Annotated in this window: 17 protein-coding genes; 2 read left to right on the forward strand and 15 right to left on the reverse strand. The window is 62.7% G+C overall.

Features of this window, described 5'->3' with window-relative positions:
* Positions 1–4: 4 nt before the first annotated feature.
* From AB1411_03195 to AB1411_03240, 10 genes are all read right to left on the reverse strand, one after another.
* A complete protein-coding gene (locus AB1411_03195) occupies positions 5–343 on the reverse strand; it encodes a hypothetical protein (GenBank protein ID MEW6542596.1) in 339 nt (112 codons plus the stop codon).
* A 32-nt stretch (positions 344–375) separates the two neighbouring features.
* Positions 376–543 (reverse strand): hypothetical protein, encoded by a 168-nt coding sequence (locus tag AB1411_03200; GenBank protein ID MEW6542597.1) that lies wholly within the window; start codon positions 541–543, stop codon positions 376–378.
* Between the two features lie 423 nt (positions 544–966).
* On the reverse strand, positions 967–1,185 hold the full coding sequence (locus tag AB1411_03205; protein MEW6542598.1) for a hypothetical protein: 219 nt from the start codon (positions 1,183–1,185) through the stop codon (positions 967–969).
* Positions 1,186–1,224: 39 nt separating this feature from the next.
* Positions 1,225–1,779 (reverse strand): redoxin domain-containing protein, encoded by a 555-nt coding sequence (locus tag AB1411_03210; protein MEW6542599.1) that lies wholly within the window; start codon positions 1,777–1,779, stop codon positions 1,225–1,227.
* Between the two features lie 982 nt (positions 1,780–2,761).
* Positions 2,762–3,433 (reverse strand): HD-GYP domain-containing protein, encoded by a 672-nt coding sequence (locus tag AB1411_03215; protein MEW6542600.1) that lies wholly within the window; start codon positions 3,431–3,433, stop codon positions 2,762–2,764.
* 110 nt (positions 3,434–3,543) lie between these two features.
* Positions 3,544–4,056 (reverse strand): hypothetical protein, encoded by a 513-nt coding sequence (locus AB1411_03220; protein ID MEW6542601.1) that lies wholly within the window; start codon positions 4,054–4,056, stop codon positions 3,544–3,546.
* 14 nt (positions 4,057–4,070) lie between these two features.
* On the reverse strand, positions 4,071–4,766 hold the full coding sequence (locus AB1411_03225; protein ID MEW6542602.1) for an FMN-binding protein: 696 nt from the start codon (positions 4,764–4,766) through the stop codon (positions 4,071–4,073).
* The gene (locus AB1411_03230) at positions 4,751–5,209 is read right to left on the reverse strand and encodes a hypothetical protein (protein MEW6542603.1); all 459 of its coding nucleotides are present in this window, start codon (positions 5,207–5,209) and stop codon (positions 4,751–4,753) included. The genes AB1411_03225 and AB1411_03230 overlap by 16 nt, the downstream gene beginning before the upstream one ends.
* 62 nt (positions 5,210–5,271) lie before the next feature.
* A complete protein-coding gene (locus AB1411_03235) occupies positions 5,272–6,786 on the reverse strand; it encodes a hypothetical protein (protein MEW6542604.1) in 1,515 nt (504 codons plus the stop codon).
* 113 nt (positions 6,787–6,899) lie between these two features.
* A complete protein-coding gene (locus AB1411_03240) occupies positions 6,900–7,076 on the reverse strand; it encodes a hypothetical protein (protein ID MEW6542605.1) in 177 nt (58 codons plus the stop codon).
* A gap of 268 nt (positions 7,077–7,344) precedes the next feature.
* Between AB1411_03240 and AB1411_03245 the strand changes: the two genes are divergently transcribed.
* Both AB1411_03245 and AB1411_03250 read left to right on the forward strand, forming a co-directional pair.
* Entirely contained in the window at positions 7,345–8,004 is a 660-nt protein-coding gene (locus AB1411_03245) for a hypothetical protein (protein ID MEW6542606.1), read from the forward strand.
* 23 nt (positions 8,005–8,027) lie between these two features.
* Complete coding sequence (locus AB1411_03250) at positions 8,028–9,047, forward strand: FAD:protein FMN transferase (protein ID MEW6542607.1); 1,020 nt, start codon at positions 8,028–8,030, stop codon at positions 9,045–9,047.
* Positions 9,048–9,058: 11 nt separating this feature from the next.
* Here the strand turns inward: AB1411_03250 and AB1411_03255 are convergent, their stop codons facing one another.
* The 5 genes from AB1411_03255 to AB1411_03275 all read right to left on the reverse strand — a co-directional run bounded on the left by AB1411_03255 (position 9,059) and on the right by AB1411_03275 (position 12,497).
* On the reverse strand, positions 9,059–9,478 hold the full coding sequence (locus tag AB1411_03255) for a hypothetical protein (protein ID MEW6542608.1): 420 nt from the start codon (positions 9,476–9,478) through the stop codon (positions 9,059–9,061).
* Positions 9,479–9,549: 71 nt separating this feature from the next.
* On the reverse strand, positions 9,550–10,518 hold the full coding sequence (locus AB1411_03260; protein ID MEW6542609.1) for a TonB family protein: 969 nt from the start codon (positions 10,516–10,518) through the stop codon (positions 9,550–9,552).
* On the reverse strand, positions 10,515–10,889 hold the full coding sequence (locus tag AB1411_03265; protein MEW6542610.1) for a biopolymer transporter ExbD: 375 nt from the start codon (positions 10,887–10,889) through the stop codon (positions 10,515–10,517). Before AB1411_03265 ends, AB1411_03260 begins: the two co-directional genes overlap by 4 nt.
* Positions 10,879–11,304: a TonB-system energizer ExbB gene (gene exbB / locus AB1411_03270; GenBank protein ID MEW6542611.1), complete on the reverse strand. Its 426-nt coding sequence runs from the start codon at positions 11,302–11,304 to the stop codon at positions 10,879–10,881. Before exbB ends, AB1411_03265 begins: the two co-directional genes overlap by 11 nt.
* Before the next feature lie 68 nt (positions 11,305–11,372).
* The gene (locus tag AB1411_03275; GenBank protein MEW6542612.1) at positions 11,373–12,497 is read right to left on the reverse strand and encodes an ABC transporter ATP-binding protein; all 1,125 of its coding nucleotides are present in this window, start codon (positions 12,495–12,497) and stop codon (positions 11,373–11,375) included.
* Positions 12,498–12,514: the final 17 nt, after the last annotated feature.

Consider the following 12,514-nt stretch of genomic DNA (forward strand, 5'->3'; position numbering starts at 1 on the left):
AGATTCATGGCTGGCAGACGGGGCACTTGAGCGGTTCAGCTCCGGCCATGTACACGTAGCGATCCTGGTCGTACTCGACGATGAAGATCCATAGGCCATCAGCCGCAGCTTGGGCTTCAATTTCAGGAATCGTCTGCACAGTCCAGCCGGACCAGGTGACCTGGTGTAGGGTCACGACATCGGGAACGCCGTCCCCGGTTCGGTCGTAATGCACTTCAATCAGCCCGTTTGGCAGGACCTCCCACCCGATCGGTTCGCCGGGGTTGTCTGGCTGGGCTGCCGTGGCTAGGCCGACGGAACAGACCAGACAGAAGAAACAAACCCGAAAAACCCATTTGCCCATGGCGGTCCACCTCTTCAACATTTCCTCCTCTTCTATGGGATCTCGATGGGAGATGCGTTGAACATGGCCTCCGCGATCCGGGCGAGGATCTTCCACATCCACAAGCCGACGATGGTCAGGATGATCATCCCGACCGAGGCCGTCAGGCTGATGAGCACCGCCCTCTCCCCGTCCGGCGTATGGAAACGCCGCCCAAACATGCGCGTCTCGTATGACTGTAAATCTTTACGGAATTGTGTTCTCAGCCGGTGGACCCACCAACGGGAATCCTCCCTTTCGTTGGATATCCCAGCTCGACTGAAAGCGCTGCGCCGGTAATAGCGTAACGGCAGTTTCCGCAGGTCCAGTACGCCCCCGTTGGGGTCAAGCTGCGCTGTTGACACCTTGGACAGTGAAGAACCTTCATGGATCCTCCCGATCTAGCAGGCTGTTGAAAAACCGTTTTGCTACCTCGGCACACAGCGCGGCGCGAGGTCGCAGACGTAATCAGAGGACACCACAGGATGTTCAAAAAGGCCGTCCAGCGCGGCCGCAGCCAGCGAGGAGGCGAGGCGTACTCTTTTCGGTACGTTGAGCCTCTGAGCGCCGCGAGAACAAAGCTGGCGGACTTTTTCAACATCCTGCTAGTGACAGACCATGTCGTTCTGTCCCTGAGCGAGGATTGACTCTCGGCCGGCGATGACGTGCTGGAGATGGGCAGCCAACCGGCCCACTTCTCCGGCAAAGCGCATGAACTCTTCGCGCTCGAAGTGCAGCGTCATCGGTCCATAGGTGAAGTGCAATCTCCCGCAGCCGCACACATTCAGCACCGTCTGCCCATTGCCTTGGATCACTTTCTGCACGTCGTTTTCTCCTCCTTGTTTGCGTTGAAAGTTCAGCCCTCAGCGATCACCGCGGTGGGCTGAGGGTTGAGTGGCGAGCACCGGCGTTTGAGCCTGGCTACTCAGTCCTGCGGATCGGTGACGGCTGCCTACCGAGCACCGTGTATCCGGGCGTTGGCTCGCGCCGACAATCTCCAGAATTGCGGCCATGCCCCGGCCATTGAGGTCATGCACCAGGTGGAACCGAAAGAGGCCGGCCGGATCGATCAGGAACGTCTGACACCTGGCTGCCCTGCTCGTCCGCGCCATTCCGTAGCTGCGACGGAGCCGCCCCAAGGGATCGGCCAGCAGGGGGACGCGAAGCTTCCCGAACTGGCTGCACCAGGAACTGAGCAGCGTGGGGGTGTCGGGGATCGTCGCGAGAAGGGTCGCGTCCGCCTTGGAAAAGGCCTCGGATTGCCGATCCAGAAACACGCTCTCGATCAAGCCCAGCGAGGGAGGGAAGCACAAGGCTACCCATCGGCCCTGGAAGAGAGCGGAGTCAATGTAGGTCATGGCTCCCTGGATCAGTGCCGGAACCCGGAATCGAGGCGCTTTGTCGCCGATCTGTTGCATGGCAAGCCTCCGGTCATTGCGAACGATGGCGGTGCCGGTCTTGCGTATGTCCCGATCCGATCCCGCCTGGTCTGGGGCGCCTGTCGTGACAGTGAGCAGCGGGTCCATGCGGCTTACGTCCGGGCAGAATCTGCACCATGGGCAAGGCCCCGCAATTGATGCACTTCCACAGATCTGCCCGCATGTAAAAATCCATCGATGGTTCGGATACCAGCAGGCCAGCGCACTTCGGACAAGTCATGATCTCCTCGCTTGTTTAACAAACTGGCCAAGCCATCAGGTCTGAGTGCATCACCCGGCAGTCACCGCCGATCGGGCAGATGGCTTGCTCCGGCGGATGGGTTAGCAAATCGGTTCCCCGTTCGCTCTTGCTTTCGAGTTGCGTGTCGAAGCTGAACGGGCAAGCTCCTTACGGCGAGCTGGCCGACGATCGCGTCCAGCCGCTCTTCGCACCGACCGCAGCAGGTGTCGTCGAGACCCATCTCCAGCTTGATCTCGTGACAGGACCCGGAGTGGCGCTCGACCATTTCAAGAAACCGGGCCTCGGTGATTCCTTTACAGAGGCAGACATACATGCGGCACCTCCCTGCAACGGCTTGCCCGATACTGTCTGGTCGCTGAGATGGGAACACGTTGTCCCCTTGAAAACAGAAAAGCCCAGCGCGACCGTGGTCGCCTGGGCTCCGGGGTCTAGGCCCCTCTAGCCTTAGTAATAGTTATGAGAATCAATATCAATTATATTGCGAGCCATCCTCTCTGTCAACAACTTTTTCTCGCCCTTCGAAGAGCGGTTCCCGCCCATTCACTAAAGCCCCGAGCGAAGGGGAAAGAATCGATCCCGCTGTTCAGGAGAGGGGCGGGGGCCCGGAGGAACCGGGGCCCCCGCTGGAAACCCGTTGCGCAGGGCTGCTACTTCTCTCGCGAGCACAGGCCTGTCGCAACGGGTGGATGGGCGGGTGGCACAACCCGCCCAGATATGCACCTATCCAAGCCCGTTAGCGAGAGTGAGAGGTACGCTGGTCACAGGCTGGAGCTCGAGCCGGACGAAGGTCTCAACGAGATCGGGCTCCAATTGCGAGCCGGCGACCAACCGGAGCAGGCGCAGAGCCGACTCGTGGTCCCGCGCCGGACTGTACGGCCGGTCCGACGTGAGGGCGTCGAAGGTGTCGGCTACGGCGAGCACGCGCGAACCAAGAGGGATGAGTGGGCCACGCAGCCCGTACGGATAGCCGGCTCCGTCCCACCGTTCGTGATGGTGCGCGATCCAAATGGCTGCGGTCTGGAGAAAACCGAACGGCTCCAGCAGCTCGGCGCCGGCCCTCGGGTGCGATTGGACCACGGCATATTCATCCATCGTGAGAGGACCGCGCTTGTAGAGAATCTCGTCTGGCATGGCCAGCTTGCCGAGATCGTGGAGCACCGCTGCGTACCACAGGTCGATCAAGTCGTCCGGGGAAAATCCGGCCGCACGTCCAAGGAGGACCGCGTAACGGGCGGTCCTGGTTCCGTGGTGATAGAGGTCAGGGTCCTTGATCGCCATGACTCTGGCGAGTCCGAGTAACATGTCGGAGCGCGAAGCGGCCTGGCACGCACGGTCGAGCAGATCTTCGGTCGCAGGATCGAGTTGGTACCGAGAGGGTTGTTTGACTGGCATGGCAACTCCTTCTCTGTGTAAAAACAACAGAGCCCAAGGCCGCCGGCGGCCTTGGGCTCTGGACGGGAAGTCTCTGGCCTTGATCGCTCTTGTGAAACGCTAGCCGTCCATCAACCTGGGCTCTTCCGAGCCACGAGTGGCTGCTTCAGAAACCACATCTCATAGAGCGGAACGACCATGGTGACAAGGAACGCGACGACCATGAGGATGTCGCCTGCCAGCAGCGTCAACACGAAGAATGGGGCGACGTAGGCGATCAGCCAGGGCGAGACGAGATCAAACCCTACGCCGGCGAAGGCCGCCCAGGTTGTCCAGGCCTTCGTACGGTCGCTGGCGCCGGTCAGGTAAAGTACATGCACGAGGATGATGAAGGTGACCGGCATGGTGAACAGATGAAAATGGGTGACCTCCGCTAGCTCCCGGAAGGACATGGGCTCCCCGAACGTGGCGTCCGAGCCCCGGTAGTGGTCGGCGATGCCTTGCGGAGACAAGCCCGTCATGCTGTGGGCCCAGTAGAAGCTGAAGGCAAAGGCGGCCAACGTGAACAGGAGAAACAACGTGTAGATGAGCCGGATGTGACGGTCCGTATCCCGCAGGCGGAAACGTGCGTTGAAATTGCGCATGTCTGCCAGGTCCCTCAGCGTCCGAAGATCAGATCCAGGAAGCCCTTCTCTTGACGCCGAGCCACAACCTGGTCGCTGCCCTTGCCGATCGGCTTCAAGTACATCTCGTCAATCAGAACCAGCACCCGCTTGACCCCGGCGCTCATGGACCGGACCGACATCGTCGCGCCGGAAATGTTGATGATGTCCTTGTTGAGCCGGAGGGGATCGAGGACCGTCTTTCCTTCATACTGGTAGTTAAACCGCTTCCGGCCGACCTCGCTGCCGCGGGCGTCCCGGAACACCATCAGCTCGACGTTCGTGACTTCGCCGGTGTTATCAGTCCCGACCATGTAAGTCATGTGCTTGTACTTCCCGATCGTGTTGCTGACCATTGCATACCCGTCAACCCTAGCTCCGGTCTCGCCGATGTAGATCTCGAATTCTTCCTCGGGAAACTTCCAGCCGATGCGGGATTCGACCACCTGCTTCTTCTCCGGAGTCAGACGGATGGTCTCTTTCTTGATCCGCTCGGACTTTGGCAGCATGAGCTTGAGGGCTTCCTCCTCGGTCATGAACTCCTCGCCCCATTTGGCGATTTCTTCCTCGGTGATGTACCGGCGCAGCTCGTCGTCCCAGATCTTCTGGGCGGCCTGGACCGGTAGGGGCGCCAGGCCGATGACCACAGCGAGGGCGAAGGCTTTCGGGGCGGTTTTCAGGTCGGAGAACATCCCCGCTCCTTCAATTTGACGTTCAACCGCCGCATGAGACCGGCCATCTCCTCTTCCGACGGCTCGGCCGGCTCCCAACCGAAGAGGCGGGAGCCGCCGCGGAACTTCCAGCGCTCCCGCGTCTCGGCAAAGCTGACCTTGGTCACGTCGTTCAGCCTGGTCACCGTCACGGTGACGCGAGTCCGGTCCTTGGCGTCTTTCAGCTCGCGACCGAAGATTCCGTACGTCCGACCGGCCACCGGCACCTCCAGCCAACTCGTCTCGATCTTGCCGTTCTCCTTGTCCTTGAGCGTCACGGAACGGTCCTTCAGCGTGTCCAAGGAGGCGTCCCAGACCTGGGCGTAGGAGCAGACGAGGTACCGGTCCTGGACGCCTTCTATCGAAGCGCATCCGACGAAGAAGCTGCTGAGGGCGATAACGATGAGATTGCGAAGCAACAACATTGATAACCTTTTCGAAGGGTAGGTCCCTCCAGCCGATGACGGCTGGAGGGACCCACAACGGCTCAGAAGTACGTCGCGGCCATGGCCATGAACCCGTTTCCGTCAACCCGGTTACCTCGGGCCGTGGAGGTGGGGGTATTGGTCGCGTAGTTGTTGATGCTCGTGTTCAACTGGTTGTTGAACTGGTACTCGAACTTGAACACCGTGTCCTCGATCGGCCGGAAGTTCAAGCCGATCGTCAGACGCGAGAGCTCCCGCGCATTGCCTGGGCAGGCAGAACCAGTAGTGATGCCAGCCAGGCAGGAGTTCCTCGTGATGTCGGTCGTGTCCGTGTCAATCTGCTCCCAGCGCACGACGGCGGTGAAGGTCGAGGCGTCCGTGAAATGGTCTGGGGCCAACTTCTTCAGGAAGTCCGGCAGGAAGTGGTAGTTGGCCTGGACATAGTAGCCGGCCATCCCGGACGGACCCACGGCGGTGGCCGTCTGGTTCCCGGTGATTCGGACCCAGTGCGCCTCGCCGATGAACTCCCAAGGCCCTTTCTGCAGGGTCCAGTCAACGGCGTACATGTTCACATAACTGTCGAAATTGTTGACGCCGTTGCTGTTCCTGTTGCCGAGCAGCCCATGATAGAAGGACCCGGCCACTTCGATGCCCAACAGCGGGCTGTAGGCCAAGCGTCCGACGATCGCCTTGTCGCTGTTCGCGTCGCGCGCAAAGCTGCCCCGCGCGTTGCGGGTGCCGTTGAGGTCCGTGATGACCGTGCCCGGTGCAGCCAGGGTGCCGCTGCTGGTGTTCTGGAGTCCGTTGATCACGTAGAGTTCGTAGTCCACCTTGGCGAGCTTACCGGGGTAAAAGGTGCCGTACATGCCGGCTCCGGCCTCTGTCCAGGTGGAAGGCATGATCATCCGGGCCACCATCGGCCGGTCCACCAGGTCGTTCAAGGGCGAGTCGTGCAAGAGGTTGAACTTGCCCATCGGGACCAGGATGAGCCCGGCTCGGACGTTGGCCGCCTCGTTGATCAGATAGTCAATCTGGGCGAATTCCAACTTGATCTCGCCGTCTGACTGGTTGTTGTTCGGTCCCCCCCGCTCGAATTCGATTTCCGTCGCGAACTTGATCCGATCCGTGATGTCCGAATAGATGAAGGGGATCATCCGGACCTGGTTGAAGGTGTTCCGGCTCCGGTTGTCCAGGTTGGACCGGGACAGGGCGTTGAACTGGATGTCCGCGTAGCCGCCCACCGTGGCCTTGGGCGCGCTCAAGAACGGCTTGGCATAGAGCAAGCGGCCCGAACCGGTAGAGGCGAAGGACAGGGGGACCTTCTCTTCGCCCGCCCGCTCTCGGGCGATCTCAGGGATCGGCCCGGTGCCGGTCGGCTTCTTGCCCTCGGGCAGGGGGGGGGCCGGTTCCCGCATTTTCTCCCGCTCCCGCTCTTTCTCCTCGAATTCCCTCATTTCCTGAAGTTGCTGCTCCAGCTTCTTGATCCGTTCCTCCAGGGTCTTGTCCTCCGCCTGTGCCGGAGCAGCCAGCATGGATGAACAGGCGACGAGAGCCCCGAGGATCAACCACGTCCTCATTGTGCCTCCTTACAATGGTTGAGGTTGTTGGTTTGGCTCGGGACTCGGAGGTCTCTGACCTGGCTGCTGTGGAAAGGGTTCTCTTCCGGTGCCTCCTTAAGGTAAACGACTCGTCAGTTGACGGGCGTGGCCCAGCCTTCGATCAGCGAAAAGGGGATCAGAACGATCCGCTTGCAACGTTTGCATTTCAACTCGATGCCGTCGCCGCGAAGCTTGGCCATCAACTGGCCGCACTCGCAGCGGGTCTCACCGGAGTCGGGACGGCGGATCATCTCGCTCTTGGTCGACATTCCGTGTTCGAAAAGAATCGATTGGGAGAAGCCGACTTGCCGGCTCTGTCAGTGGCGATGCTCCGAGGCGAGCGACGCAGTCCCTTTCGATTATCGAGGTAAAATTTCAAAATTGAGAACGATTATTGATATCCTAATCATTGCTCGCCTGTCAATAATAATTTTAACGATATCTATCAATAGCTTGCGAATTATTCTCAGCTGGCGTGAGTGCTATGATTCAGGGTTGACGGCCTTGGTCGCGCTTGACCGGTGACGCAAGCGCGTCGTGCAATCCCTCGGACGGTTCCGTATAATATTATCCATGCGAAGCGGAAGACCGGTGTCCTGGCTCAGCGTGATCGTGCTCGGCGCATTGGAGTGCCTGCTGGCTGCCGGCTGTGCCACGACCGCTCCGTCGCCGGATAGCCAGATCCCTCACGCCTCCGTCGTGTTCGGCCGGACCGTGACGGTTCTGACCGCTCCCTCAACCCGCCGGTACGAGCCCAAGGTCCGGTTTTTCGAGCTGGTGAATCGCACCACCCAGGAACGATACAAAGTCGAGGTCCAGTCCCAGGACAAGGTCTTCGCGATCGAGCTTCCGGCCGGGGACTATGTCCTGTCGCGTGTCCAGATCAGCGAGGGGCCCTTTCTCTCCATGGCCGACCTCGACGCGGCGTTCCAGGTGGAGAGTGATCGCGTGCTGTACCTCGGCACCTGGCGATTCGGCGTGGATGGCCCCCGCTATGGCCGCATGCTCGTGGTCTCGGCGGTCCAGAATCAGGAGGATCAGGAGGAAGCGGAGCGACAGATCTTCGTTCGGTATCCCGAGCTCGCCGGACAACCGATCGCCAGCCTGTTGCCGGCCCCGGTCGCCGCCGAGGTCCGCCTCTACGAAGTCATGCCCTATCCCTACTACCCCCGCTACTACCGCCGCCATTGGTGGTAAGCTTTAGCCCTGCTCTCGGCGTGATGATCCGTCAATTCCTTCCAGGCGTTTCATGGCTGCTCCTCGGTGCTCTCCTGGGCTGTGCCCATGCCCCCGATCAGGCCCCGGTCGTGCTCAAGCGGGCGCAGATGCAGATGGGGACGCTCGTGCAGATCACCGTCGTCGCGCCCACGGAGCGGATCGCGCAGGAGGCGGCGACGGCCGGCTTTCAGGAGATTCGCCGTCTGGAAGAGCTGCTCAGCACGTGGATTCCGGCCAGCGAGCTCTCCCGGGTGAATGCCGCTGCCGGGAGGGAGCCGGTCCGGGTCAGCCCCGACACGTTCCTCGTGTTGCAGCGCTCGCTCGACATCGCCCGGCTGACGGAAGGGGGATTCAACATCGCCGTGGGACCGGCCGTGGAGGCCTGGAGCGTGACGGAGCGTCAAAAAGTGCCCGGCGATTCCGAGTTGGAGGCCCTGCAGCCCCTCCTGGACGTCGCCCAGATCCGACTGGATGAGGGGGCGGGAGCGGTGTTCCTGGCGCGCGCCGGGATGCGCGTTGACGTGGGCGGGATCGGCAAGGGCTTTGCGGCCGATCGGGCCGTGGAGGCGATGAAGTCAGCCGGGGCCACCGCCGGCGTCGTTGCCCTGTCCGGCGACATCAAGACGTTCGGCCGCCTGCCGGACGGAGCGCCGTTCCTCTTCGGCATCCAGCATCCGCGCCGCCCGGGCGTGCTGGCCAGGGTCACGCTCCAGGACGAGGCGATCTCGACCGCGGGAGATTATGAGCGGTATTTCGAGCGCGACGGGGTCCGCTACCACCATATCCTGGACCCGCGGACGCTCAAACCGGCCCGCGGCTGCCAGAGCGTGACCGTCGTCGCCGCCGAGGGCATCATGGCGGACGGGCTGGATACGGGCATTTTCGTGATGGGGCCGGAACGGGGCATGGAGCTGATCGAACGGCTGCCGGGAGTGGAGGGGGTGATCGTGGACGGCGAGGGACGGGTCCTCGTGTCGTCGGGCCTCAAGGGGCGTCTCGTCCTGGATCCGGACGCTCCGTGAGCGCGGCGAGGTTATTTGAAGACGATCTTCTTCAAGCTGGAGACGGGGAGGAGCACCTCGCCGAAGTCGGACTCTCCCTTGAACTGTCCGCCGATCGCGAGCGGAAATTCTCCGGTCTTCCCCTTGTGCAGGGTGATGACGAAGAGGGTATGATCTTTGTCCACGCCGGGTTTCGTCTCGATCTGCTTGATGTCCTCGAACTTGACGTTGATGGTGGCCGCCCCGCGCTTGACCGGCACGTGCCGCATTTCGTGCAAAGCCACGTGCGTCTCGTCGACCTTCTGCTCCCAGTAAAAGACGAGATTCTTGACCTCGGTTTCGGTCCCCTGGGCGTCGGTGATGACAGCGTGGAAGACTTTGTCGGATTTGCCCTGAGCCCAGACGATTCCTGTGAACAGGCACAAGGCGGCGAACAACGCGATCAGTCTCACGATTCCTCTCCTGGTTCCATGATGTCGGTTGAGCAAGGCCGTTCCTTCGCAAGTGTCTGGCAGAAGTGGTCCTACCGCAATTTGTACGTGATCGGGATCTGAACGACGACCTGGGGGCGGCCCAGCTCGTGCGGAAGCTGGAGCGGCGTCGCGCGACGCACGGCTTCCAGCGCTGCCTGGTCCAACTCCTCGTGCCCCGAGCCTTCCAGGACGTCTAGGGACCTGAGCCCTCCATCGTCTCCGATCACCGCCCGCAGGAGCACGCGCCCTTCCACTCGGTTGGCCCGCGCCGCGGCCGGATACCGTTTGAACCGTTCGACCCGGCTCCAAAGCGTCTGGGCCAGCCACCCATAGTCAGCCTTCGGCGCAGGGACCGCGCGCACCCGCACCTCTTTGACGGAAGACTGCTCGACGGCCGGGGCTGATTGCACGGGAATCTCTTGGAGCTTGGGTTCCCGGACGACAGAGGCGGGGGGAGCCGCATCGGGGAGAGGGCGCGGCGGCGCCATCGGCTCGACGCTGGTTGCCTTGGCGACGATCTGTGCGGTTGTCGAGGTCGTTGCGGATTCGACGGACGTGGCGGAGACGGGTGTTTCCTGAACGACCTGGCGCGTCTCACGGGTCGCCACCGACTCGGCTTGGGCTTGGGCCGGGGGCTGGGCAATCTCTCGAATGGCCTGGGGAGATGGCGCCGTTTGGGTCGCCACCGGCACCGTCTCGACCTCGCGCACGATCGGTTTGATTTCGCGCACCTCCTGCCGGACGACGGTCTGAACTTCCCGCACCTGCTCCACTGGTTGCACCGGTTGCACGGGCGGCTTGGTCTGTGCCGGAGCGGGGGGCGCCTCGGCGGGCGCGGGCGCCGGCTCATGGACGACCGCGATCTCCCAGCGGAACGGCTCCGGTTGCGGCGCAAGGCGCAGGTTGCTCACCAGCAGGATCGCGACCCCGACGGCCAGCCCGTGCAGGAGAACGGAGACGACCCAACTCCCCGCGTACCGCTGCAGTTCGCCCTGATGGCGGAGCGAGACGGTGCTCACGAGCGCTCGACCTCCAGGCTCACCTGCCGGAAGCCCAATCCCCGGACCTCGTCCACGACCTGGACGAACCGCTCCAGCAGGGTCACGCGATCGGCGCGGACGACGACCAGGGACTCGCGCGGATGCGGGGCGAGCACGGCCTTCAACCCGTCCTGGGTCACCGGCTGGTCGTTCAGGAACAGCCGCCCGTCGGCGGTAAGCGTGAGCACCAGCGGAACGTCCTTGCGGTCCCCGGCTTCCTTCGCTTTGGCGAGATCCACCGGGATCTGGCCGGTCGTGATGAACGTGGCGGTCGTCAACACGATGACCAGCAGCACGAGCATCACGTCCACCAGGGGAATGACGTTGATCTGATTCAACTCACGCTCCATGCCGAACCTTGTAGAGCGTGATCAGCTCGGCCACCCGTCGCCGGAGCACGTTGTTCAGGACCACGCAGGGAATGGCCACGAGCAGGCCCACCGCCGTGGCCTTCAAGGCCAGGCTCAGCCCGATCATGATCGTGCTGACCGCCATTTGCCCGGAGGTGCCCATGGTGTGGAAGGTGAGCATGATGCCGAGCACGGTGCCCAGCAGGCCGATGTAGGGGGCGTTCGCCGCGACCGTGCCGATGATCACGAGGCGCTTGGTCAGGGCCAGTTCGAAGACCTGCAGGTTGGGGAACTGGGAGGCGTCCACGCGGCGGTAGAAGAGCCACCGCTCGACGGCGACCGCGACCGACCAGACGCTGAGGGCGAGCAACAGCCCGATCACTCCGTAATCGACGGTTTCTTTCAAGGCCTCCATCGGGAGAGTTCCTCTGGAAGAAAATCGAAGTACGTTACCATATCGGGGCCGGAGAAGTCTAAGGGCTGTCAGGCCGGGAAGGAACTCGAACCCTCCTCGAACAGCACGGTGTGGGTGGCCAGGACTTGAACCTCCACCGGCGTTCCGACGGGATAGACGCTGGTGGAGGTTTCGCTGCTGTGGAGGACGTGGCCGGACGGGAGACCGATCGTATAGAGGTTTTCCGAGCCGCGGAACTGCCGGGCCAGAATCCGTGCGGTGCAGTGCGGGGACGGAGCGATGTGGACGTCGTCCGGACGGATCATCACCACGACCTTGGCTCCGCCCCGGTAGCCGACCTGGTTGGGGAATTCGCCGATCTCGGTCAGCACCTTCCCGTTCTCCACGAGGCCGGGGATGAAGTCCGCCTGCCCGACGAAATCCGCCACGAACGGGGTGGCCGGCGTGTGATAGATGGCTTCCGGCGTGTCGAACTGCTCGAGGCGGCCGTGGCTCAGAACGGCCACCCGGTCGGCCATCGCGAAGGCCTCCTCGTGATCGTGCGTGACCAGGATCGCGGTGGTTCCGGTGCGGGTCAGCAGCTCGTGCAGGTCCTCCCTCATCTTGCCCGTCATGTCCGGGTCCAGGTTGCTGAACGGCTCGTCCAGCAGCAGGACCACGGGCTTCTGCGCCAGGGCCCGGGCGAGCGCGACCCGTTGTTGCTGACCCCCGGACAGCTCATGGGGGTAGCGGCGATCCAGGCCGGCCAGGCCGGTCAGAGCCAGCATCGCCTGGACCTGCTCGCTCCGCTCCCGGGCGGGCAGTGACTGGAGCCCGAAGGCGATGTTGTCCGCCACGCGAAGGTGGGGGAAGAGGGCGTACTCCTGGAAGACCATCCCCACGCGACGATCCTCGGGCGGGACCAGGAGATGCGGGGAGGAGACCAACCGGCCCTCCAGGTAGACTTCGCCGTCCGTCACCCGCTCGAACCCGGCGATCGCGCGCAGCGTGGTGGTCTTTCCGCAGCCGGAGGGGCCCAGCAAGCAGAGGATCTCCCCGGCCCGCACGGAGAAGGTCACGTCGGCGATCGCGACGCGCCCCTTCTCGTAGGCGCAGGAGACGCGGCGGAGCTCCACGACGACCGGGCGGTCCCGCTCGTCGGACAGGCGTGCGGTCAGGACCGGATCGGCGCGCTGGCGTTGCCCGATGGACATTCTTTCCTCTCAGAACC

This window comes from Nitrospirota bacterium (genome assembly GCA_040757595.1).
Classification (GTDB): Bacteria; Nitrospirota; Nitrospiria; order Nitrospirales; family Nitrospiraceae; genus JBFLWP01.